Raw genomic sequence first — 22,994 nt, 5'->3', positions numbered from 1 at the left:
CTGAATCTGAAGGGTCGGCTCTCCGAGCTGCCCCAACTCGGCGGCTTTGTGCTCCAACACCTCGACGACTGCACCATCGAGGTCGAGATGAACCGCGAGCATACCGTGAACGGTTTATTCGAGGCCCTGTCGCGCAACGGGATCGAGGTGATCAGCCTGCGCAACAAGCAAAATCGCCTCGAGCGACTCTTTCTGGAGATGGTCGACCGCCGTGCCGGTGCCGGCTGGTCGAGCTCGGATCCGGCAGCCGCGCCCGATGCGGCGCGCGAGGTGATTGCGTGAGCAGGCAAGGTGTCGGCTGGTATCGTCACTGGATCAGCTTCCAGACGATCTTCGTCAAGGAGATCCTGCGCTTCACCCGGATCTGGGTCCAGACGATCCTGCCCTCGGTTATCACGACCACGCTCTATTTCGTCATCTTCGGGCGGCTGATCGGCGATCGGATCGGCACCATGGGCGGCCTGGATTATCTCGACTTCATCGTGCCGGGTTTGGTCCTGATGGGTGTCATCACCAATGCCTACTCCAACGTCGTATCGTCCTTCTACAGCAGCAAATTCTCGCGCTACATCGAGGAGCTGCTGGTCTCGCCCGCGCCGAACTGGGTGATCCTGGCGGGCTACGTCGCCGGCGGGGTGGCGCGAGGTCTCGTCGTCGGGTTGGCCGTCATGCTGGTCGCCATGATCTTCACCGAGATCCGGATCCACAGCGTTCCCGTGACACTCTTGGTGATCACCATGACGGCGGTGCTGTTCGCGCTCGGCGGCTTCATCAACGCCATCTATGCCAACAGCTTCGACGACATCTCGATCGTGCCGACCTTCGTGTTGACGCCCTTGACCTATCTGGGCGGCGTCTTCTATTCGATCGAGCTGCTGCCGGGATTTTGGCAGGGCGTGTCGCTCGCCAATCCGGTCCTCTACATGGTCAACGCCTTCCGCTACGGGCTCCAAGGCGTGAGCGACATCCCCGTCGGAATCGCGTTCGGGATCATCGCGATCTTCATCCTGGTGCTCGGGGCCTTCAGCCTGCACCTCCTGCGTCGCGGGGTCGGGATCAAGACCTGATCGACGGCGATCCGTAGCGACCGATGCGGACAGTGCCTGCTGCGCAACGGCCTCGCGAAGCACCCGCGCAGCGTCCCGAGCTCGCTCCGTCGATCCCCTCAGGTTGTATCCTCATGCAGCAAGTGGGACCATAAGCACCTGAATCTTCCATAAAAGGATCGCCCATCCGATGTACCCAGGCGTTCTCTCCATCCATCCCTTGCCGATGAGCACGGCGCCGCGTCACGCGGCGGATCTGCTCGATGCCGGCTTGGATCCCATCTTGGATCCGGGCCTCGAGCGGAGGTGCTGACGTGGCACGACGTCCAGGTCGTGTCCCCGTGCGTCGACGCCGCGGGATCGGCGGATTTCTGTTCCGCTGGGTCCTGCTGATTCTGGTCGGCGTCGGTCTCGCAGGCACCCTTTACAGTATCCATCTCGACCGCGTGGTCCGCGGCAAATTCGAAGGGCAACGCTGGGCTTTGCCGGCCCGGGTCTTCGCGCGTCCCTTGGAGCTCTATGCGGATCGGCCGCTGCTCGGGGACCAGCTTCAAGCCGAGCTTGACCGGCTGAACTATCGCCGAACCGCCGCCCCGGATGCACCCGGCAGCTACAGCCGCGAGGGCGAGCGCTTCCTGATTCGGACGCGCTCCTTTCGGTTCTGGGACGGCGAGGAGCCCGCGCACGCCCTGAAGGTCGGCCTCGTCGAGGGGCGTGTCGCCGAGCTTGAGGATGCGTCCGGCGGTCCGGCCCCGGCACTGGTGCGCCTGGATCCGATGTTGATCGCCAGCATCTACCCGACCCACAACGAGGACCGCGTCCTGCTGCGCCGCAAGGAGATCCCGGATCTGTTGATTCGCACGCTGATCGCCGTGGAGGACCGCAGCTTCTATCGGCATATCGGCGTGGATCCGCGCGGGATCGCCCGCGCCGCCTTCAGCAACCTGCGCGCCGGGGGCGTGGTCGAGGGGGCAAGCACCCTGACTCAGCAGTTGGTCAAGAACTTCTATCTCAGCGCGGATCGGACGTTCGAGCGCAAGATCAACGAGGCCCTGATGGCGTTGCTCCTCGAGCGCCGCTACAGCAAGGACGAGATCCTCGAGGCCTATGCCAACGAGATCTATCTGGGCCAGGACGGCAGCCGGGCGATTCACGGCTTCGGTCTGGCGAGCAGCTTCTTCTTCAATAAGCCGATCGAAGAGCTCGGCATCCCGGAGACGGCGCTTCTGGTGGGCATGGTCCAAGCACCGTCGAGCCTGGATCCGCGGCGTCGCGCCGATGCTGCGCTCAAACGGCGCAACCTGGTCCTGGATCTGATGGCGCGCGACGGCGTCATCAGTCCCGGCGATGCCGAGGCGGCCAAGGATGCGCCGCTCGGGATCGCCGAGGGCGGGGGCCGCCCCGTCGGCGAGTATCCCGACTTCATCTCCCTGGTTCGGCGCCAACTGCAGCGTGACTATCGCGAGGAGGATCTCAGGTCCGAGGGCCTGAACATCTTCACGACGCTCGACCCCCTGGTGCAGTCCCAAGTCGAGAAATCGCTTCCGGCGCGCCTGTCCGACCTTGAGAAGTCGCGCCGGATGAAAGCCGGCTCGCTCGAAGCCGCGGCGGTGGTCACCTCGGTCGCCCAAGGCGAGGTGCTTGCGCTTGCCGGCGGTCGCGAGTCCGGTTATGCGGGGTTCAACCGAGCGCTGGACTCGGTGCGCTCCATCGGCTCGCTGGTCAAGCCGGCCGTCTATCTGGCCGCTTTGTCCAAGCCCGAGCGCTATTCCTTGACCACCAGCCTGCAGGACACGCCGGTCAGCATGCGGGTCGGCGACAAGATCTGGGCACCCAAAAACTACGACCGTCGGGTCAACGGGGCCGTGCCGCTGCATCGCGCACTCAGCAGCTCGCTCAATTTGGCGACGGTCCATCTGGGGCTCAGCGTCGGCATCACCGAGGTGACCGAGACGCTCTATCGCCTGGGTGCACAGCGGCGCATCAGCAAGGTGCCCGCGATGCTGCTCGGTGCGGTCTCCTTGTCGCCTTTGGAGGTTGCCCAGGTCTACCAGACGATCGCCGCCGGTGGCTATCGGGCGCCGTTGCGGGCGATCCGCGAGGTCATGGATCCCAACGGGCGGCCGCTCAACCGTTATCCGCTGGCCGTCGAGGCGGTCGTGGATCCGCGTGCCGCGTATCTGACGACCTGGGCGATGCAGCGCGTCGTGACGCACGGCACCGCGCGCTGGCTCGGCGACAAATTGCCGAAGGGGATGACGATGGCCGGCAAGACCGGCACCACGGACGAGATGCGCGACAGTTGGTATGCCGGATTCAGCGGCGACAAGGTTGCCGTCGTCTGGGTCGGCCGCGATGATTATCAGCCGATGGGCTTGGCCGGAGGCACCGGCGCACTGCGTGTCTGGGGCGATTTCATGTTGGCCATCCCCAACGAGCCGCTGTCTGATGTCCCGCCGGACGGTGTGGTTGTGGCCTCCAAGGGCGATGCACCCTACATCGCCGGCACGGCACCGGCCGCACGCGTCGGCGGAGGCGGCGGAGGCGGCGGCAAGAAGTCTGCGCCGGCGAGCGGCAACCCGCAGGATCTGGCTCAGGCGGGCGAGCAATCCGCTGCCGAGCCGGAGCCTGCGTCGAAACCCGAGGCGGCGCCCAAGGCGTCGTCCAGCAAGAATCTTTTTATGAGCGATTTTTACAACTGATGACTAGAGTTCCAGCGATCTTGATGGCCGGTTTGGTGTTGACGGCCTGTGCGACAGTGCAGCGCGAGGGCGATCCGGCGCCGGTTCTGCAGGTCACGCCCCGAGAGCCCGTCGCCGCGAAGCCCGAGCCGGCCGCGAAGCCCGAGCCGGTGGAGCAACCCGCTGCGCCCAAGAAGCAGCAAACCAGGGTCTTTGCCTATCGGGATCCGGCCGCCGAACCCGATCCCGCGCCGCCGCCCGAGCCGGCTGCTGCTGCGGCCCAACGAGCTTCCCAGCCGTCGGCTCCGGGAACGGCGGCCGCTGCGCCGAGTGTCGCGTCGACTCCCGCCAAGCCGGCGCCTGCGGCCAAGCCGGCAGCCACACCCACACCGGCGCCCGCTCCTGCTGCCGCAAAGCCTCCGGCGCCCGCAGCACCCGCGCAGAAGGTCGCGAAGACCCCGCCTAAAACCGAGCCCAAGGCGCCGCCGACGCCGCCTGCACCCGCTCGGGCCAACGCGCCCCCGCAGCCGCCACCTGTTCCCGCGCCGGCCGCACCGCCGCCGGCTCCGCCTGTGCAGGTTGCTGCGGTCCCGCCGGCACCGCCGCTGGCCGCGCCGGGTCTGCCGCCCGCAGCGGATGCCTTGGCTCGCCAAGCCGAGCAACAGCGCCAAGCGGGTGACTATGCGGGCGCTGCGGCCTCCCTCGAGCGTTCATTGCGGATCGCACCGCGCGAGGCCTATCTCTGGAATCGGCTCGCCAGGGTCCGCTTGGAGCAGGGGCAGGCCGGTCAGGCCGGCAATCTTGCCTCCCGCTCGAACGATCTCGCGGGCGATACACCGAACGTCAAGCAGGACAACTGGCGGGTGATCGCGGAGTCCAAGCGTCGCTCAGGTGATATCGCCGGAGCGACCGAGGCGGAGAAGCGGGCGAGCGGGAACTGATCGAGCCGACAGCGGCTCGATCAGGGCGCCAAGCCCCCGCCATGGCCGATCTCGGCGACATCTTCGGCCCCGATGGCCGGCTCTCCGAGCGTCTGCCCGGTTTCGCCCATCGCGCACAGCAGCAGGCGATGGCCGAGCGGATCGCCGCGCTCATGGAGGAGGGCGGCACACTCATCTGCGAGGCGGGCACCGGCACGGGCAAGACCTTCGCCTATCTGGTGCCGGCCATCCTCTCCGGGCGCAAGGTCTTGATCTCCACCGGGACGCGCAACCTCCAGGACCAGTTGTTTCATCGCGATCTGCCGCTGGTCCGGGCCGCGCTCGGCGTTCCGGTGCGGGCCGCCTTGCTGAAGGGACGCGCCAACTATCTCTGCCGCCATCGTCTGAAGCTCGCGATCGACGACATCACGCACCTGGACCCCGAGTCCCGCAGCGGTCTGAAGCAGGTCCAGGAATGGGCCAAATCGACGACGCGCGGCGACATCGCCGAGCTGGGAATCCCGGAGGACGCACAGATCTGGCCGAGCGTGACCTCGACCGGGGACAACTGTCTCGGACAGGACTGTCCGGACTGGCAGGGCTGCCATCTGGTCGCCGCGCGTCGCGAGGCCCAGGCCGCGGATCTGGTGGTCGTGAATCACCATCTCTTCTGTGCCGACCTGGCGCTCAAGGACGAGGGGTTCGGCGAGATCCTGCCGGGCGCGGACTGCTTCGTGCTCGATGAAGCACATCAGTTGCCCGAGACTGCGACCAGCTTCTTCGGCGTGCGTGTCAGCGCTCGGCAGCTGCTTGATCTGGTCCGGGACAGCGAGCTCGAGTATCGGCGCGAGGCCGGCGACATGCCCGAGCTGCCGAAGCGTCTGGGCGCACTGCGTCGAGCCGTTCAGGACATGCGCCTTGGTCTGGGCGAGATCGACCGCCGCGGGCCTTGGAGCGAGCTCGCCGGAGTGCCGGAGGTGCTGAAGGCGCTGGAGACCCTGGTGCGGCGTCTGGCATCCGTGACCGAGGGCCTGAAGGCGGTCGAGGGTCGCGGCAAGGGTCTGGATGCCTGTCTGGGTCGGGCCGAGGATCTCGGCGACGCACTGCAGCGTTTGACCTCGGTCGAGCCCGCCGAGGCGGTGCGCTGGTTCGAGACGCAAGGCCGCGGGTTTCGGCTGCACGAGACACCGCTCGAGGTGGCCGAGCCCTTCCGTGCGCAGATGGGGCGACCCCAAACCGCCTGGGTCTTTACCTCCGCAACCCTGGCTGTGGGCGAGCGCTTCGATCATTTCGCCCGTCAGCTCGGGATCGAAGAGGCCCAAACCGAGCGTTGGGACAGTCCCTTCGACTACGCGAATCAGGCGCTCTGGTTCGTCCCGCGCGGCCTGCCGCAGCCGTCCGAGCCCGCGTACAACAGCCACCTGCTCGAGCTGGCCTGCGAGGTGCTCGGCTACAGCCGAGGGCGTGCCTTCCTGCTCTTCACGAGCTATCGCGCCTTGCGCGAGACGGCCGAAGGTCTGGAGGGCCGTATCCCCTATCCGATCCTGGTTCAGGGCACCGCGCCGCGCGCCGATCTGGTCGAGCGTTTCCGCGCGCTCGGCAACGCCGTCCTCTTGGGGACATCGAGCTTCTGGGAGGGCGTCGACGTCCGAGGCGAGGCGCTGTCTTGCGTGCTCATTGACCGTTTGCCCTTCGCCTCGCCCGGCGATCCGGTCCTCGCCGCGCGTATCGACGCCGTGCGCCGGCGCGGCGGCAATCCATTCAACGATCATCAGCTCCCGCAGGCCGTGATCGCACTCAAGCAGGGCGCCGGACGCCTGATCCGCGACGGCGAGGATCGCGGCGTGTTGGTGGTCTGCGACCCGCGTCTGCTCGGCCGCTCCTACGGGCATCGCTTCCTGGAGAGCCTGCCGGCGATGGCCCGCACGCGCTCGATCGACGACGTGCGGGCCTTTTTCGAGACGGCGCCGGGGGCCGACGGCGCACCACCGGATCCGGTCGATGCGGGACAAGCCGCACCCGCTCAGGCTCCGATCTAACCCCCGCGCGCTTGATCGAGACCGTCGATGCCGGCATTTCCGCCGATATCGACCACCGAGCAGCGACGTCATCGATTGACACCGGCAGGAGGCAGGAGGCAGGAGGCCGAACCGCCACCCCCGCGGGAATGCTTGCCCCACGCGCCGGTCGAACGCTCCGGATCCGCGGCGCTCGAGCCGATGTCGCCGCGGCCATGACGACGGAAACGATCTGAGATGACCTCGAAACGAACCGATCTCGAATCACCCGCCGATGCGACCGATGTGAGCGCCTTCCTGCGCCAGGTCGCTGCGACACCGCGCGTCGGTCCGCCCGGCGCGCGCGGGCGGCTCATCTTCGCGATGGACGCGACGGCGAGCCGCGAGCCGACCTGGGATCGCGCGGCGCAGATCCAGTCCGGCATGTTTATCGAGACGCGCGACCTGGGCGGGCTCGAGGTGCAGCTTTGCTACTATCGCGGCTTCCGGGATTTCTCGGCCTCGCCTTGGCTCCAGGACTCGGATGCGCTGCTCAAGCGCATGAACGGGGTCTTCTGCGAGGCCGGTCTGACCCAGATCGGTCGTGTCCTGCAACATGCCTTGGACGAGGTCAAGAAAGGGCGCGTCGATGCGCTGGTGTTCGTCGGCGACTGCATGGAGGAGAGCCGCGATCGTCTTGCCGATCTGGCCGGACGGCTCGGGCTCTCCGGCGTACCGGCGTTCGTCTTCCAGGAAGGTCGCGATCCGGCGACGGAGCGGAGCTTCCGCGAGATTGCTCGCTTGAGCGGCGGTGCCTGGTGTCCGTTCGATTCCGGCAGCCCCCGGATGCTTCACGATCTGCTTGCCGCGGTGGCCGTCTATGCCGCCGGCGGTCGGGCGGCGCTGACGCACTACGGCGAGACCCACGGGGGCGCCGTCCTTCAATTGACCCACCAAATGACGAAGAAAGGGACCTGAGGTTCGCATGGCGCGTTTGCTGATCCTGCTCGGAATCCTGGGCGTAGTGTTGTGGTTTCTCTACTGGTTTCGTGCGACCCCGGCGCACCGGGTCAGCCAGGTGCTACGCAAGGCCGCATTCTGGGGCGTCATCGGTGTCTTGGTCCTGGCCGCGGCGACCGGACGGCTGAGTCCCATCTTTGCCGCCATCGGCGCGGCAATCCCGCTGGTGCTGCGCGCGGCCGCCGTCGTGCGGCTCTTCCCCGCCATCCAGCAGGTGCTGCGCAGTCTCGGCCTGGGGGGCTTGGCCGGACCCGGCGGAGCCGGTGCAGGAAGCGGCTCCCGGGCATCGAGTATTCGCACGAAGTTCCTCGAGATGCGCCTCGATCATGCGACCGGGACGATGGACGGCGAAGTCCTCGAAGGTCCCTTCAAGGATCGCCGGCTGTCGGATCTCACGCTCGACGAGCTGATCCGCATCCTCGAGTTCTATCGCGACGCCGATGCCCAATCGGCTGCTGTGCTGGAGGCTTATCTCGACCGCGAGCGCGAGGCCGACTGGCGCGCAAGCGACGAGGGAAGCGGCCGTCCCGGTCGCGCGCCGCCGCACGGCGAGCGTCTGACCAAGACCGAAGCCTGGGCAATCCTCGGGTTGGAGCCGGACGCCGATGCCGACGCAGTCCGCGCAGCCCATCGGCGGCTCATGCAGCGTCTGCATCCCGATCGCGGCGGGTCGGACTATCTGGCCGCGAAGATCAACGAGGCGAAGCGCTTGTTGCTGGGGGACTGAACCGCGCAGAGTGTGATATGCGTTGTTTCGGTTTGGATCGACTTGGGACTGAATCCACGAACCTCGGAGCCGGCGCGGTTTAGGATTACGGAAGAATCAATGCCGCAATGTATGCCCCAACACTCTACACCCGCGGTCACCGGCGTCGCTCGATCAGGAAATATGAAGCCGCCGCGACGAGCAGGGAGAGTCCCAACGCCAATGCGATTCGGCAGGGTGCGCCGTCGCACGCGTTCGGCAGCAGGCGGGCGGCCGCGACGAGCCGCAACACGGGCTCGTGCCACAGAAAGAGGCTGTAGCTGATCACGCCGATCGGCACCAGGACCGGGCTTGCGAAGATCCGGTCGATCAACGGGGTCCGAAGTGCTGCGGCGAGTACGAGTAGGGTGCAGCCGACGAGGAAGAGCGGCATTCCCAAAAGCCGCCATCCAACCCCCGTCAAGATCTCGCCGAAGGAGAGGTGGATCAGCGTCGGCGTCGCAAGCACCAGGAAGGCAAGTGCGGCCATGTCGAGGGAGCGCAGCGGTTGCGCGGCCGGCTCGCCCGAGCGCAGTCGTGTGTAGAGATTGGCCGCCGCCATCCCGAGTGCAAAGGCAATGATCTCGCCCGGCAATTGTCGCTCCAGAAAGAACCGCATCATCTCGGACGGGAAGGGACCGGGGCGGCCGGAGACAGGGTCGAAGAAGATCAATCGGGACGGTGAAACGTTCAAATAGACCGACTCCATCAGCCATCCGGGCGCGTAGGTTTTCCACAGCAGAGCGACCAGCAGGGCTGTCGGGAGTGCGACCAAGAACCGGTTGCGGACGAACAAGGGGGCCAGCACCGGCAGGAGCAGATAGAATTGGGCCTCGATGCTCAGGCTCCAGAGGGCCATGTTGAGGCCGAGCGAGCTGGAGCTTCCCGGGTGCAGAAAGTGCAGCAAGGGGATGTGCAGCCAAAGGTTGGCCTGTCCGACATCGGTCCGCAGGATCATGTAGCCGCCGTGGAGGATCGGCAGAATCAGCCCGAACAAGAGGGCGAGATGGACCCAGTAGGTCGGAATGATCCGTCGAGCTCGGCGGGCGAAGAAGCGCCGGACGCCCGGGTAGGGCGTGCCCGCCTCGGCCGCCTGCATCCAGGGTCGCGCCAGCAGAAAGCCGCTCAGCACGAAGAAGAGCTGCACGCCGAGCATGCCTTTTTCGGCTAGCGATTGACCCCAGCCAAGCGGCGTGCCGGATGGCGAGCCAACCAACAAAGCGTTGGCGTGGAACGCGAACACCCAGAGGATTGCGAGACCGCGAATGCCGTCGAGCGCGCCGTTTCTCTCGGTTGAGGTAGGATTCAATCTCGGGGCCTCGGCGAATCTCGGGTTTGGACAGTTACGCAAGGCCCCATTCTCTGCGAAGATCCGTGTTCGATCCTGCTTGCCTCGTTCACAGCGCGCGTCGGGGGACGTTATCACCCATGGTCAAAACCCAAGCACAGACACTGATTCGTCTCCCGCCCGAGCAGGTCTTCGGGTTCGTGGTGGAGGATTTCCTCCGCAACTACCCGCGCTGGTCGCCCGAGGTGCAGAGTCTTCAGGCGGTGACGCAGGGTCCGATCCGGGTCGGCTGGATCGGCCGCCAGATTCGCGTCGATCAGGGACGACGCACCGACAGTCGGTTTCGCGTCGTCGCGCTCGAGCCGGGTCGCCGCGTCTCCTTCAGGGGGACGACCGATCCCTACCTCATCGAGTATCGGTTCGAGCCGCTCGGCGAGCATACACATCTCACCTTCATCTTCGAGATTGCACAACTTGGACTGCCGCTTCGCCCCTTCGAGAAGCTGATCCGGATCGCGGCTCAGGACGGCGCGGAGCGCGTGATCCGCAATCTCAAGGGTCTCATCGAGTCGGAGCTCGTCGGCGCCGCCTGAGCGCACCGGAGAGCTTGCGGTCGTGGCGCCGTCGTTCGCAAACCTTTGACCTGTCGGCCGGACTCCGTATAATGCGCGATTCCCTGCAATCCGGGGAACTCCTTGTCTCACCGGTTCGGCCATCTTGCCGCCTCGGGAGGCTGTCAATCCGAAAGGAGCTTCAATGCGACATTACGAAGTAGTCTTCATGGTTCATCCGAGCCAGAGCGAGCAGGTGGCGAGCATGATCGAGCGCTACCAGACGAATCTGCAAAAGCGTGGCGGCATTGTCCACCGCATGGAGGATTGGGGTCGTCGCCCGCTGGCGTACCCGATCAACAAGGTGCACAAGGCGCACTACGTCCTGATGAACGTCGAGTGCGATCAGGAGGCCATCGACGAGCTCGAAAGTGCCTTCCGGTTCAACGACGCGGTCCTGCGCAACCTCATCGTTCGCCGCGACGATGCCGTGACCGAGCCTTCTCCCCTGGTGAAGACCGGCGAAGAGCGCGAGCGTTCGGATGCACCCGAGGGCAGCAGCCGCCGGGAAGATTCCCCGCGCAGCAGCAACGCCGACAGCGACTCCCAGAGCGATTAAGACGAGAAGCCAGCCATGGAATCCAGCAACTCACGTTTTTTCCGTCGTAAGCGCTACTGCCGCTTTACCGCCGAAGGCATGACCGAGATCGACTACAAGGATCTCAACCTGCTGAAGGCCTACGTCAGCGAGTCCGGGAAGATCGTCCCGAGCCGAATCACCGGGACCTCGGCAAAATATCAGCGTCAGTTGGCCCAAGCGGTCAAGCGCGCCCGTTATCTGGCGCTGCTCCCTTATACCGACGGCCACTGAGCCGCCGGCATGAAGGCGCTTGCGGCCTTCGTTATGCGCGGCCCGTCGCAGGCGGCACTGGTCGCCGCCGTCACGGCCTTGTTGTCGATCCTGGTTCCGCCGTTGGGCTTGCTCAGCGCCGGCTCGATCGGTTTGGTTGCCCTGCGCGGCGGTCCCGTCTACGGACTGTTCGTGAGCGCAGTGGCGACCCTCGGTATGGGAGCCATCGCCTGGTTGGCGTTGGGCTCGCCTTTGCCGGCGCTCGGCGTGCTGCTGATGCTCTGGGTGCCGATTCTGGCCCTGGCGCTGCTGCTGCGATATAGCCGCTCTTTGGCGTTGACGCTTCAGACGGCCGGTGCCTTGGGCATCCTTCTGATGCTCTCGGCCTACGCCCTGATGGGTGACCCGAGCGAGACCTGGCTCAAGATCCTCGAGCCGTTCCGGGATGCGCTGGTGAAGGACGGCGTGCTGGACGACCCGGCGAGTGCCGCCGTGTTCGCCGAGCTTGCGGGTTGGATGACCGGTGCATTTGCCGCGGCCTTGGTCACGCAGTTGCTGTTCGGGCTCTTTATCGCACGCTGGTGGCAGGCGCTGCTTTACAACCCGGGCGGCTTCGGCGAGGAGTTTCGGGAGCTGCGGTTGGGCCGTGCGTTCGGGGTCCTCGTTCTGTTGCTGTTGGCGCTTCTTCCCTTCGGAGAGGGTGCGAGCCTGACGGCAAATCTGTTGTTGGTGCCGGGCGTACTACTCCTGTTTCAGGGGCTCGCGGTGGCCCATCAGGTGCGTGCGCTCAAGCAGGCACGGCAGGCGTGGTTGGTCGGGCTCTATGCCGCGGTGATCTTCTTCATGCCGCAGACCCTACTCCTGATCGCCTGTATCGGTTTGGTGGATATCTGGGCCGACATCCGATCCCGGGTTGCTCCAGCGGCACCTCCCCCGGGCTCGGGTCCGAGCGGGCCGGCGGTCTGATCCGCCCGGATAGACCGAGACCCTTTGGCCGAAAAGACCTGGAAGGAACGGATCAGGTTCGGGCTCATGCTCCGCCCGTTCCGGGGGATCACCCGACGACCAAGGGTGCATGACCCTGATCTCGACGAACTTTTGAGAGGAATACACACGTGGAAGTCATCCTGCTGAAGAATGTCGGTCGCCTCGGTGCGCTCGGCGACAAGGTTAGTGTCCGTTCGGGCTACGGCCGGAATTATTTGATCCCGTCCGGGTTTGCCATGTCGGCCACCGACGCCAACCTCGAAGCCTTCGAGGCTCGGCGCGCCGAGCTCGAGCAGGTCGCAGAGGAGCAATTGGCCGAGGCCCGTGCCCGCCGCGATCGTCTCGAAGGGATGAGTGTGACGATCGCCCGCCGTGCCGGCGAGCAGGGACGGCTGTTCGGCTCGGTCGGCACCGGCGATATCGCCGATGCGGTGACCGCCGCCGGGTTCGCGCTGACCAAGCAGGAGATCAAGCTCTCGGGCGGTCCTTTCCGCGCCGCCGGCGAGTACGAGGTGACCCTGCACCTGCACCCCGAGGTCGATGCCGTCATCAAGGTCGACGTCGTTCCCGAGGACTGATACGCCCGTCTCCTCATCGTCCGGCGGCGCACGTCCGCCGGATTCGGGGTGAGCCTCGCTCGGACCCACCGGGCACGTCACGCGACTCGACTCTAAGGTCTGGCGCGACACACTCTTCTGCGTGAGTCATTCGGGCCGGGGGTGATCTATGTTCGACTCGGATTCCCAAGGCCCTCCGGGCGCGGACTTCGACGAGCTCCGCATCCCGCCGCACAACATCCATGCCGAGCAATCCCTGCTCGGTGGTCTGATGCTGGACAACAGCACCTGGGATCGCATCGCCGACATGGTCACCGAGCGTGACCTCTATCGACGCGAGCACCGCCTGATCTTCCAGGCCATCGCCAAGCTCGCCGCTGCGGACCAGCCCTTCGACGTCGTGACCCTCGCCGAGACCCTCGAGCGCACCGAGCAGCTGGAAGGCGCGGGTGGCTTGGCGTATCTCGGAAGCATCATCAACGAGACCCCGAGCGCGGCCAACATCAAGGCTTACGCCAAGATCGTCCGCCAGACCTCGGTATTGCGCCAGATGATCGCCGCCGGCACCGACATCGCCGATAGCGGCTACAACCCGATGGGCCGGGACGCCTCCGAGCTGCTCGATGCGGCCGAGCGACGCGTCTTCGAGATCGCCGAGCAAGAGGCGCGCGGCGGCGGCGGGTTCCAGCCGATCAAGACCCTGCTCGGCCGTGCGGTCGAGCGCATCGACGCACTCTATCAGCGCGACGAGCCCATCACGGGCCTGGCGACCGGCTTCACCGACTTCGACATGATGACCTCGGGGTTGCAGCCCGCGGACCTCATCATCGTGGCGGGACGCCCGTCGATGGGAAAAACGAGCTTCGCCATGAACATGGCCGAGCACGTGGCCATCCAATCCAAACGCCCGGTGGCGGTCTTCAGTATGGAGATGCCCGGCGATTCGCTGGCGATGCGCATGATGTCCTCGCTCGGGCGCATCGACCAGCATCGTGTGCGCACCGGGCGGCTGGAGGACGACGAGTGGCCGCGCCTGACCTCGGCGGTCAACATCCTCGCCGGCGCATCCATGTTCATCGACGATACGCCGGCCCTCTCGCCGACCGAGGTCCGGGCGCGTGCGCGGCGGCTGAAACGCGATCAGGACGACCTGGGTCTGATCGTGCTGGACTACATCCAGCTCATGCAGGCCCCCGGTGTCGGCGAGAATCGAGCGACCGAGATCTCCGCCATCTCCCGCTCGCTCAAGGCACTCGCCAAGGAGCTCAACGTCCCGGTCATCGCACTCTCGCAGCTCAACCGCAGTCTCGAGCAGCGGCCGAATAAAAGGCCGGTGATGTCGGATCTGAGGGAATCTGGAGCAATCGAGCAGGATGCAGACCTCATCGTCTTCATCTACCGCGACGAGGTCTATCACGAAGACACCAAGGACAAGGGTGTCGCCGAGATCATCATCGCCAAGCAGCGCAACGGACCCATCGGGACGACCCGGCTGACCTTTCTCGGCAAATACACTAAATTCGAGAACTATATCGGTAATTATTATGGTGAGGGTGGAGACTGAGCCCTCGGAAGTAATTCCAAGCGCCGTGGATGCGCCAAACGTCGAGCTCACTCGAAAGTGTGCATCTCGCTCTGGACGCGGTTTAACGGCAAAGCCGCAGCCTCATCGCCCGCGAACGACATTGTCCAAGGCGACTCGGGCGCGGTTGCTCGGCACTGCGAAACCGATCCCGACATTGCCCCCGCTCGGGCCGATGAGGGCGCTGTTGATGCCGACGACCTCGCCGGCGAGGTTGATCAAGGGGCCGCCCGAGTTGCCCGGATTGATGGAGGCGTCGGTCTGGATGAGCTCGCCGAGCCGGTTGCCGGCGATTCCGCTGCGCCCGACGGCGCTCACGATGCCCGAGGTGACGGTTTGGCCCAAACCGAACGGATTGCCGATGGCAATGACGAAGTCGCCGACCTCCAGTCGATTGGAGTCCCCGAGCTTGAGCGGCCGCACGTGCACCGGCGGAATCTCCAGGATGGCGACGTCGGATGCGGCATCCGAACCCAGTCGCCGCGCGCGAAATGTGCGCCTGTCCTTGAGCGTGACCTGGATCTCGGTCGCGTTGCGCAATAGATGGTCGTTCGTCATCACATAGCCGCGGGCGGCATCGACGATGATCCCGGAGCCGACGCTCGAGCGTTGCTCGATCTCCGCCTCCTCGGGCGCGGGCAGACCGAAGCGATCAAGGAAGGCGCGGAACTCCGGATCGCGCAGGAAGGGGTGGTCTTCCATCGCGACCTCGGACTTGACCGAGATATTGACCACCGCAGGCGTCACCCGGCGCATCAAGGGTGCGAGCGACGGGAAACCCGACGCAGTGCCGAGGGCCGGGGCGCCCGCGATCGCGGTCGGCAGTCCCGCCCCGCGGTCCGCATCGGGCATGACCGCGCAACCCGTCGCGAACAGCGCGATGAACGCCGAGGCCACGATCGCGCCCGTTCGGCGCCGGGGCGCAGTCGCAGCTGTCGAACAATCCACGGTGTGCTCCCGAGGGTCGAAGGGATGATGTGGGCGAGGGCGAACGCTCAACGTGCCAAGCTGCCGGCGACGCGTTGTCGGACGGCGCCGTCGACCGGCTCGTTGATCATCAGGGCGAAGGGTTCCCAGCTCCCGCTGCGGCGGACATAGCCGGCGTAGGTGCTGACGCCGCGCAAGGTGCCGGTCTTGGCACGAACGGCGGGGTTCCCGTCCTGTTGGGGCATGAGATCACGATAAGGCTCGAAGGCGTCGAGCAGCTCCACGAGCTGCCTGGCGCTGAGCCGATTGGCGCGCGAGAGACCGGCGCCATCGTCGATCGTGAAGTCGCGCCACGCGAAGCGCTCACGCGAGAAGTCGGTCATGGCGCGCTTCGCGCCGGTCATGGTGACCTGCCCCGTGCCTTTCGGATCGGCCAGTCGCAGGAAGAGCGCATTGGCGATGAAATTGTTCGAATACTTCAGCATCGGCGACACCATCTCCGCGAGGGTGCGACTGTTGGCGTGGCGGTAGATGCGCTCGGCATCGCGCGGCATCGGCCCGATGCGTTGCTGCTCGCCGACCTGGATGCCGGCGCCTTCGAGTTTGGCGGCGAGCAGCTCGCCGAAATAGCGCAGGGCCTTGTCGCGCTCGCGCAGATTCACGCGCTGCTTGCCCGCGGCGCCGGCCATGCCGAAGCGCCGAGCCGAGTCGGTCAGCGGGGTTTGTGGTTCAGCACTCTTGATACTGTCCCCGGTGCGAATCAGGTTCACGGTGTTGAAGTTGGCCGCCAAGGCGGTGACGGGCGCGTCGTAGGGGTTGTCGGTCGAGGAGCGTCCGGCGATCTCGACATCCGGGCTGAAGAAGCTGTCGTCCAGACCGATGCCGGTGACCCGGCGCGGGCCTTTGGTTGCGAGTGTGCTCACGACCTTGTCGAGCTCCTCGGAGACCAGATAGGGATCGGCATAGCCTTTGACCCAGAGCCAGCCTGCGTCGTCGGTATAGAAGTCGGTCTCGAAGCGATGGTTGCGTCCCCAGGTCTCGAGCGCGGCGAATGCAGTCAGCACCTTCATGGTCGAGGCCGGGATGCGCGGCGTATCGGCGCGGGTCGCGATCAGGTCGCGCCCCTTCTCTTGAACGAGCAGGCTCGCCTGCGGAAGTGCCCTAACTTGGGCCACCGGATCCGCAAGCGCCATCGGCATCGCCAGGACAGCGGCGAGCGCAAGCGTAAGCGTGGCAAGGATCTTCGGCGGGGTGCGATTGCGGCTTTTTTTAGACGGCATCGAAAGTGCGATCATTCCGGATCCAACGTGAGTAAGGAGGACGCAAGATATCGAGGCCCAAGAATAGCCGACAACGCCTGTCTATGCGCGTCGCTTCGCCGCCCGTGCCCCGGTTTGCGCCCGCGCCTCGGTCCGAGTCTTCGTCGTGGCGAGTTTGGCGGCATGTCGCGGCTGCAGATCGATCAGCTCGGGATGAAGGTATCCCGCCAGCTCGCTCGGGGTCGGCGCTTCGAGCCAGGGCAAGACGCCCAGACAAGGCGCATCGATCAGGGCCGCGAGGGTAGCGAGGTTGGCGTCGCGAGACAGCATCGTCGGGTCGACCTGATTGGCGACCCAGCCAACCAGGACGCCGCCCGTGCTCTGGATACTCTCGACCGTCAGCAGGGCGTGATTGATGCAGCCGAGCTTCAGGCCGACCACCAGGATCACAGGCAGCCCGAGCGCCCGGGGGATGTCGCTGAGGAAGAGCTTCGGCCCCAACGGCACACGCCAGCCGCCGACGCCCTCGACGATGACCTGATCGGCCTCCCCGGCGAGTGTTCGATATGCCTGCTCGATGGTCGGAAGACGGATCTCGACGCCGGCCTCTCCGGCGGCGATGTGCGGCGCGATCGGGGGGGCGAAGGCGTACGGATTGACCAGGCCGTAAGGCGCCTCGGAGCTGCCTTGCGCGCGCAGGCGCACGGCGTCGTCGTTGCGCAATCCGTCGGGACCGCGCGCGCAACCGGAGGCGACCGGCTTCATCCCGAGCACGCTCGGTCCCGTCGCCTGCATCGCGGCCATCAGCCCGAGACTGATCTCGGTCTTGCCGCAGCCGGTATCCGTTCCCGTTACGAAGAGCCCGTGCATGGCGATGCGATCCTCCCTTAAACCGCGCCCCGCGCGGTATGCGATGTTTTTGGATGCGATCGGCCGCGGCAGGCGTGACGACCGCCGGAACCGGCGCGATTTAACCCCCGGTCTCGACGGCACGATCAGCGGGCAAGTTCACACGATTTCGGCGTCCGATGGCGCTTACCGGGACGGCGATGCCGCCCTGCGCCGGTTTCTGCTCCGGCACCCAGGCGTGGCCGTAGACGACCTCGTAGCTGGCCGGTAGCCGGCCGTCGCTGCGGTGGATCTCGTAGGCCGCATCCAAGGCCGCCAGCCGGGCACGTCCGGTGAGACCACGCGGTCGATCGGCGGTGGCGTTGCCCGCGCCCAGGATCTTGAGATCCTGCATCAGCTCGCGCACGGCGGGGTAGGTCAGGGTCATCCGCTCGGTGTCCATCACCGGATCGGCAAAGCGGGCGCGCACCAGGGCGTCGCCGACGTCGTGCATATCGAGGAAGGGGCTCACATGCGAGGCGCCGTCGACACTTGCCCAGGCGTGGCGCAGCTCCTTCAAGGTGTCGGGTCCGAAGGTGGTGAACATCAGCAACCCGCCCGGACGCAGGACACGCAGACATTCGGCGAAGGTCCGATCCAGGCCGTTGCACCACTGAAAGGTCGCGTTCGAGACGATGAGATCGACCGCGCCGTCGGCAAGCGGAAGCGATTCGGCATCCGCGCAGAGGCAGAGCGGACGCCTGAGCCAGCGGCCGCGCCGACGCGCCTGCAGCAGCATGCCGTGCGCGAAGTCCAGTGCGATGACCCGCGCCTTGCGGTAACGCCGATGCAGTGCATCGACGGCGTAGCCTGTGCCGGCCCCGAGGTCGAGTACGCGCTCGGGCTCGAGACGCACGTAATCGAGGCGTTCCAGCAGCCGGTCGGCGATCTCGCGCTGGAGCACGGCGACACTGTCGTAGCGCTCGGCGGCCTGCTCGAAATTGCGCCGGGCTCGGCCTTTGTCGATCCTCTGGTCGATGGGTGGGTCGATCGGGTTCATGGCGTGGTCGGACCCTCGCTCGGGCCTGCCCCGGGATCTTCCATACGAGCCAGGAAGTTCCGAACGATCTCGCCGGTTTGATCCGGGTGCGAGAGATGCGGCGCGTGGGCGGCACCCCGGACGACCGCGGTGAGCGCACCCGGCATCAGGATCTCAACACGCTCCGCCACGGCCGGGGGGACGAGGGCGTCATGGGTGCCGAAGATCCAAAGCGTCGGGCAGCGAATGTCCGGGAGCCGGCCGCGCATGTCTTCGTCGCGCAGGATGTTCAGGCCGATCGAGAGCGCATCCGGGTTCGGCTGCGGCCGTTCGGCGAGGCGTCGGCGCAGGCTGCGCAGGGTCTCGCGCGCGTCGTCGCTGCCGCGCACCTGGAGCGCGAGGAAGCGCGCGAGTATCTCGGCGGGATCGGCGAGCAGGCCGGCATGGAACTGGTCGAGCGTCTCGGGCAGCATCGCCGGCATCCAGTCCGCCGCACGCACGAAACGCGGCGTGCCGGTCATGAGGATCAGGCCTTCGACCCGCTTGGGTGCACGCACCGCGGCGGCCAGGGCGACCAAACCGCCGAGCGACCAGCCGAGCCAAGTCGCGCGCTCCGGGGCGGCATCCAAACAGGTATCGGCCCAGGACCAGAGGTCGCCGAGCGGCGGCGAGAAGGGGCGGTCGCCGTGGCCGGGCAGATCGATGGGGCAGGGGATGACGCCAGGCGGGAGATCGCCGGCGAGATCGTCCCAGACGGCACTGTTCATCCCCCAGCCGTGGAGCAGAACCAGGTGGCGGTCGGTGTGCTGTGCGTGTGTCGGGTCGGTCATTCGGTGCTTGGTCGTCCGTCCGAAAGTAGGGGTTGCGCGTCTGGCTTGTCGGGATCGCGCGGCTCGGCGCTCGATTCTAACCGATTGGCTCGGCGGGGACGGAAGCGCGGCGCCGGCGTTCCTCCGCGAGGCTGAATGTCGGACTTCGCTCCGCTCGTCCGACCTCCGGGTTCGCGCGGCTTGCGTTCCGGGTTATGCGCCGGGTGATGCACTCGGCGCCGCGGGGCGTAGGGCTGCGAGTGCGTCGAGCAGGCGATCGACCATGGTCTCTGTGTGGGCGGCCGACAGACAGACCCGCAGACGTGCGCTGCCCTCGGGGACGGTCGGCGGACGGATGGCGCCGACGAGGATCCCGCGGGCTTCCAGCTCCGCCGCCCAGGCGAGCGCCTGATGACTGCTCCCCGCGATCAGCGGCTGGATGGGCGTCGGCGATTCGGACAACGGCAGGCCGAGCTGGTTCGCACCCGTCCGGAATCGGGCGATCAGGGCTTGCAGGTGCTCGCGTCGCCAGTCCTCGCGGCGAGCGAGTGCGAGGCTCGTGCGCGTCGCCTCGGCCACGGCCGGGGGCGTGGCCGTGGTGTAGATGTAGCTTCGCGCACGCTGGATCAGGGTCTCGATCAGGGCATCCGATCCGGCCACGAAGGCGCCGAAGGTGCCGAACGCCTTGCCCAGGGTGCCCATCAGGATCGGCACCTCCTCGGAGTCGAGCCGGAAATGATCGAGTGTTCCGCGTCCTTCGCGCCCGAGCACCCCGAGCCCGTGGGCATCGTCGACCAAGAGCCAGGCACCCGAGCGGCGTGCGATCAGGGCGAGCGCAGGCAAGGGAGCAAGATCGCCGTCCATGCTGAAGACGCCGTCGCTGGCGATCATGCGCGCGTCTCGAGCGCCGATGAGACGGGCGAGCTCGGCCGAATCGGCGTGCGGATAACGGCGCAGCGTTGCGCGCGAGAGGAGGACGCCGTCGAGCAGGGAGGCGTGGTTGAGTCGGTCCTGCCAGAGTGTGTCGCCCCGGCCGGTCAGGGCCGAGATGATTCCGAGGTTGGCCATGTAGCCGGTCGAGAAGAGGAGCGCACGGGGTCGACCGGTGAAGTCGGCCAGCTCCTCTTCCAAGGCATGATGGGCGGCGCTGTGTCCGTTGACCAGATGGGCGGCGCCGCTGCCGACGCCCCAACGCTCCGCCCCTTGTCGCAGTGCCGCGATAACCTAGGGGTGATTGGCGAGCCCCAGGTAGTCGTTGCTGCAGAAGCTAAACATTGGGCGGCCGTCCACGATCGCCTCCGGCTGCTGCGGGCGCTCCTGCACGCGACGGCACCGATAGAGCCCTGCGGCCCGCTGCTGATCGAGCGCTTGGTCGAGCGCCTGGTCGAGGTCGGGGGTCATGGCTTACGTATCGGCTGGGATCCGGCTCGGGCGATCAAGCCGGGTCTTGCGCCTGAAGCGCCGCGCCGTTGGTTCCCCGTCCGGCCGGGCCGAGAAGGCGGACGTAGACGCCGGCGATGGTCTCGGGCAAGGGGTTGTTCAGCGCGTTCTCGCCTGGATAAAGACGGGCGCGCAAGGCGGTCCGCACCACGCCCGGGTCGATGCTGTTGACCCGGATCTTCCCGTTCTCGCGCATCTCCGCGGCGAGGACCTGCATGAGCCCTTCGATGCCGAACTTGGCCGCCGCGTAAGCGCCCCAGTAGGCTAGCCCCTGACGGCCGACGCGGTCCGAGGTAAAGATGACGGAGGCGTCTTCGGAGGCCCGAAGCAACGGCATGCAGACCTGGGTCAACAGAAAGGGCGTGGTGAGATTGATGCGGATCACGCGATCCCATTCGCTCGCGTCATAGTCGTCGATGCGGCTCAGAAAGGGCGCATAGGAGGCGCAATGGGCGAGTCCGTCGAGACGGCGGAAGGTGTCGCCGAGGACATTGGCGGCGGCGAGGAAATCGTCCTCGGTCGCGGTCTCCGGGTTCAACGGCAGGATCGCCGGCTCCGGCCCGCCGTCGGCCTCGATTTGGTCGTAGACGTCGGTGAGGTCCGACTCGTTGGATTGCGACAGGACGACGGTCGCCCCGGCGGCGGCGCAGCCGAGCGCGACGGCGCGTCCGATCCCCTCGGCGGCGCCGGTCACCAGAATCACACGCCCGTCCAGTCGATCGGCGTCGGATTGTCCTTGGTCCATTGCTTGAAATGCCTCTTGCTCGGTTGTCATAATTCGAAATTATCGCCGCGATTGCACGCAGCGGCATTGCGGATTAAACCGCGTCCGGAGCGATATGCCGATTTTCGCGTGAGCTCGACGTTTGAGGCATCCACAACCCTTGGCGAAGACGCGGTTTAAAATGATCTATTTTTTAATCTTTTAAACCGCGCATCCTCCAGCGGGTATCAGGTCCAAGGGGTCCGATCCCATCCAAAAACATCGCATGCCGCGCCGGGCGCGGTTTAGTCGAGTGCTCCGCGCCGACTCTCGCGCCAGGCGTTCCAGAGCTTTCGGATCGGGGTCAGGGCAATCCGCTGATCGGCGACCTGAAAACCGCTGGCCGCGATCTCGGCGATAAGGCGATCCGCGAGGCGGACGCGGATCCGCACGACGGCGGGCAGCCGGGGCAGGTGATGGCTCAGGTCGGCGCGATGGCGATTCAGATCCTCGGCGAGATCGGCGAGCAGTGGGGCCAAGTGCTTGCGGATCTCGGTCGGCCGTTGATCGGCATGACTTACGCCGTGACGATCCAGTCGGTCTTCGGGAAGGAAGCCGCAGCGGTCCTGTCGCAGCAGGCGACCGCTGTCCCGCACGAGCTCGACCAGGCTGCAATAGCTCCCGGCGCGTCGGGCAGCGGCTAGGCGGGTCGGCGTTGATTCGCCGTGCGCGCGCGCAAATAGCTCGAGGAGCGCTCCGAGATCCAGGTCGGCCAGGGCCGCAAGGGCGGCGACGTCCCGCACACGCCGATCGGCCAGGATCGCTTCCGTCCCCATGGCAATGTCGACGAAGGGTTGTCGCGACAGCTCGGCCCGCGCGATCAGCTGACCCAGCGGCACCCCCAGCGGATGCCGACCCGTGCCGGCGAAGATGCGCTCGAGCTCGTCGTTCCACCATGCGAGCTTGCGTGCGGCCACCCCTTGGTCCGAAACCTCATCGACGACCGATCGCACCAGATGACGCCAGCCGAGCAGTGCGGCCAGATCATCGCGCAACCCGGGCGGTGCAAAGCGCACGCTGTAATACGCGGACGATCCGGGCGGGGTCCCGGGATTCGGGAAGGCCCACTCGGTCGCTGCTTGCGAGCCCTGCATCAATCGGAATCGCGCACGCAGGTCACGAGATAGTTGACGTCGAGATCATCCGGGTCGAGTCGATAGGTTTGGGTCAGCGGGTTGTAGGTCATGCCCGTCATGTCGGTGGTGCGCAGATCGGTCGGGCGGATCCAGGAATGCAGCTCGGAGGGGCGGATGAAGCGGGCGTAGTCGTGCGTGCCTCTGGGTAGGAGACCCGTGACATATTCGGCGCCCAGGATGGCGAAGAGATAGGATTTGGGATTGCGGTTGATGGTCGAGAAGACCACCGTCCCGCCCGGGCGCACCAGTCGCGCGCAGGCATCGACGATCGAGGCCGGGCTGGGGACGTGCTCGAGCATCTCCATGCAGGTGACCAGATCGAAGCTGTCCGGCTGCTCCGCGGCGAGCACCTCGACCGGCACAAGCCGATAGCTGACCTCTACGCCGCTCTCCAGGGTGTGAAGCTCGGCGACACGCAGCGGCATGGCGCCCATGTCGATCCCGGTCACCTCCGCACCGCGCAGCGCCATCGACTCGGAGAGGATGCCGCCGCCGCAACCCACATCCAGGACACGCTTGCCCGCCAACCCGCACGCCGCGCGCTCGATATAGTCCAGGCGCAGCGGATT

The 22,994-nt window shown here is 66.4% G+C and carries 22 protein-coding genes and 2 pseudogenes; 14 read left to right on the top strand and 10 right to left on the bottom strand.

Annotated features, from left to right (window positions below; all coding sequences use genetic code 11):
- From VLR48_RS04980 to VLR48_RS04945, 8 genes and pseudogenes are all read left to right on the top strand, one after another.
- A pseudogene (locus VLR48_RS04980) lies at positions 1-282 on the top strand (ABC transporter ATP-binding protein); the annotation flags it as partial.
- Positions 279-1,067, top strand: a complete 789-nt coding sequence (locus VLR48_RS04975; RefSeq protein WP_325290717.1) for an ABC transporter permease — start codon at positions 279-281, stop codon at positions 1,065-1,067. The pseudogene VLR48_RS04980 and the gene VLR48_RS04975, both read left to right, overlap by 4 nt.
- Positions 1,068-1,236: 169 nt before the next feature.
- A complete protein-coding gene (locus tag VLR48_RS04970) occupies positions 1,237-1,359 on the top strand; it encodes a hypothetical protein (RefSeq protein ID WP_325290716.1) in 123 nt (40 codons plus the stop codon).
- Positions 1,310-3,748 carry a penicillin-binding protein 1B gene (gene mrcB, locus VLR48_RS04965; protein WP_414718577.1) on the top strand — a complete coding sequence of 813 codons (2,439 nt, stop codon included), beginning with the start codon at positions 1,310-1,312 and terminating at the stop codon, positions 3,746-3,748. Before VLR48_RS04970 ends, mrcB begins: the two co-directional genes overlap by 50 nt.
- Positions 3,748-4,668: a tetratricopeptide repeat protein gene (locus tag VLR48_RS04960; protein ID WP_325290714.1), complete on the top strand. Its 921-nt coding sequence runs from the start codon at positions 3,748-3,750 to the stop codon at positions 4,666-4,668. The genes mrcB and VLR48_RS04960 overlap by 1 nt, the downstream gene beginning before the upstream one ends.
- Before the next feature lie 41 nt (positions 4,669-4,709).
- On the top strand, positions 4,710-6,686 hold the full coding sequence (locus VLR48_RS04955) for an ATP-dependent DNA helicase (RefSeq protein ID WP_325290713.1): 1,977 nt from the start codon (positions 4,710-4,712) through the stop codon (positions 6,684-6,686).
- A 216-nt stretch (positions 6,687-6,902) separates the two neighbouring features.
- Entirely contained in the window at positions 6,903-7,622 is a 720-nt protein-coding gene (locus tag VLR48_RS04950; RefSeq protein WP_325290712.1) for a VWA domain-containing protein, read from the top strand.
- Between the two features lie 7 nt (positions 7,623-7,629).
- Positions 7,630-8,391: a molecular chaperone DnaJ gene (locus VLR48_RS04945; RefSeq protein WP_325290711.1), complete on the top strand. Its 762-nt coding sequence runs from the start codon at positions 7,630-7,632 to the stop codon at positions 8,389-8,391.
- Between the two features lie 136 nt (positions 8,392-8,527).
- Here VLR48_RS04945 and VLR48_RS04940 read toward each other — a convergent pair whose 3' ends face one another.
- On the bottom strand, positions 8,528-9,718 hold the full coding sequence (locus VLR48_RS04940) for an acyltransferase (protein ID WP_325290710.1): 1,191 nt from the start codon (positions 9,716-9,718) through the stop codon (positions 8,528-8,530).
- Between the two features lie 119 nt (positions 9,719-9,837).
- On the opposite strand from VLR48_RS04940, the gene VLR48_RS04935 reads away from it, so the two are divergent.
- The 6 genes from VLR48_RS04935 (at position 9,838) to dnaB (ending at position 14,206) form a co-directional block, all read left to right on the top strand.
- On the top strand, positions 9,838-10,290 hold the full coding sequence (locus VLR48_RS04935; protein WP_325290709.1) for an SRPBCC family protein: 453 nt from the start codon (positions 9,838-9,840) through the stop codon (positions 10,288-10,290).
- A 163-nt stretch (positions 10,291-10,453) separates the two neighbouring features.
- On the top strand, positions 10,454-10,867 hold the full coding sequence (gene rpsF, locus VLR48_RS04930) for a 30S ribosomal protein S6 (RefSeq protein WP_325290708.1): 414 nt from the start codon (positions 10,454-10,456) through the stop codon (positions 10,865-10,867).
- A gap of 15 nt (positions 10,868-10,882) precedes the next feature.
- Positions 10,883-11,119 (top strand): 30S ribosomal protein S18, encoded by a 237-nt coding sequence (gene rpsR, locus VLR48_RS04925; RefSeq protein ID WP_325290707.1) that lies wholly within the window; start codon positions 10,883-10,885, stop codon positions 11,117-11,119.
- Between the two features lie 9 nt (positions 11,120-11,128).
- Entirely contained in the window at positions 11,129-12,064 is a 936-nt protein-coding gene (locus VLR48_RS04920; RefSeq protein WP_325290706.1) for a DUF2232 domain-containing protein, read from the top strand.
- Between the two features lie 149 nt (positions 12,065-12,213).
- Positions 12,214-12,663 (top strand): 50S ribosomal protein L9, encoded by a 450-nt coding sequence (gene rplI / locus VLR48_RS04915; RefSeq protein WP_325290705.1) that lies wholly within the window; start codon positions 12,214-12,216, stop codon positions 12,661-12,663.
- 148 nt (positions 12,664-12,811) lie between these two features.
- Positions 12,812-14,206, top strand: a complete 1,395-nt coding sequence (gene dnaB / locus VLR48_RS04910; RefSeq protein WP_325290704.1) for a replicative DNA helicase — start codon at positions 12,812-12,814, stop codon at positions 14,204-14,206.
- 102 nt (positions 14,207-14,308) lie between these two features.
- On the opposite strand, the gene VLR48_RS04905 is transcribed toward dnaB, so the two are convergent.
- From VLR48_RS04905 to ubiG, 9 genes and pseudogenes are all read right to left on the bottom strand, one after another.
- Positions 14,309-15,172, bottom strand: coding sequence for a trypsin-like peptidase domain-containing protein (locus tag VLR48_RS04905; RefSeq protein WP_325290703.1), 864 nt, complete (start codon positions 15,170-15,172; stop codon positions 14,309-14,311).
- 47 nt (positions 15,173-15,219) lie between these two features.
- Positions 15,220-16,446 carry a D-alanyl-D-alanine carboxypeptidase/D-alanyl-D-alanine-endopeptidase gene (locus VLR48_RS04900; protein ID WP_325290702.1) on the bottom strand — a complete coding sequence of 409 codons (1,227 nt, stop codon included), beginning with the start codon at positions 16,444-16,446 and terminating at the stop codon, positions 15,220-15,222.
- A 66-nt stretch (positions 16,447-16,512) separates the two neighbouring features.
- Positions 16,513-17,280 carry a dethiobiotin synthase gene (bioD, locus tag VLR48_RS04895; RefSeq protein ID WP_325290701.1) on the bottom strand — a complete coding sequence of 256 codons (768 nt, stop codon included), beginning with the start codon at positions 17,278-17,280 and terminating at the stop codon, positions 16,513-16,515.
- A gap of 100 nt (positions 17,281-17,380) precedes the next feature.
- Entirely contained in the window at positions 17,381-18,298 is a 918-nt protein-coding gene (gene bioC / locus VLR48_RS04890; protein WP_325290700.1) for a malonyl-ACP O-methyltransferase BioC, read from the bottom strand.
- Positions 18,295-19,107, bottom strand: coding sequence for a pimeloyl-ACP methyl ester esterase BioH (gene bioH / locus VLR48_RS04885; protein WP_325290699.1), 813 nt, complete (start codon positions 19,105-19,107; stop codon positions 18,295-18,297). The genes bioC and bioH overlap by 4 nt, the downstream gene beginning before the upstream one ends.
- A gap of 192 nt (positions 19,108-19,299) precedes the next feature.
- Positions 19,300-20,487 (bottom strand): annotated as a pseudogene (gene bioF / locus VLR48_RS04880) (8-amino-7-oxononanoate synthase).
- Positions 20,488-20,521: 34 nt separating this feature from the next.
- Entirely contained in the window at positions 20,522-21,271 is a 750-nt protein-coding gene (locus VLR48_RS04875; protein WP_325290718.1) for an SDR family NAD(P)-dependent oxidoreductase, read from the bottom strand.
- Between the two features lie 263 nt (positions 21,272-21,534).
- Entirely contained in the window at positions 21,535-22,383 is an 849-nt protein-coding gene (locus tag VLR48_RS04870) for a squalene/phytoene synthase family protein (protein WP_325290698.1), read from the bottom strand.
- Positions 22,383-22,994: bifunctional 2-polyprenyl-6-hydroxyphenol methylase/3-demethylubiquinol 3-O-methyltransferase UbiG (gene ubiG, locus VLR48_RS04865; protein WP_325290697.1), on the bottom strand; the 612-nt coding region annotated here is incomplete at its 5' end. The genes ubiG and VLR48_RS04870, both read right to left, overlap by 1 nt.

Origin of the sequence: Thiocapsa sp., assembly GCF_035467215.1 — a bacterium.
Taxonomy (GTDB): Bacteria; Pseudomonadota; Gammaproteobacteria; order Chromatiales; family Chromatiaceae; genus Thiocapsa.
Note: the sequence above shows the minus strand (reverse complement) of the source record. Positions and strands in the feature narration are given on the sequence as shown.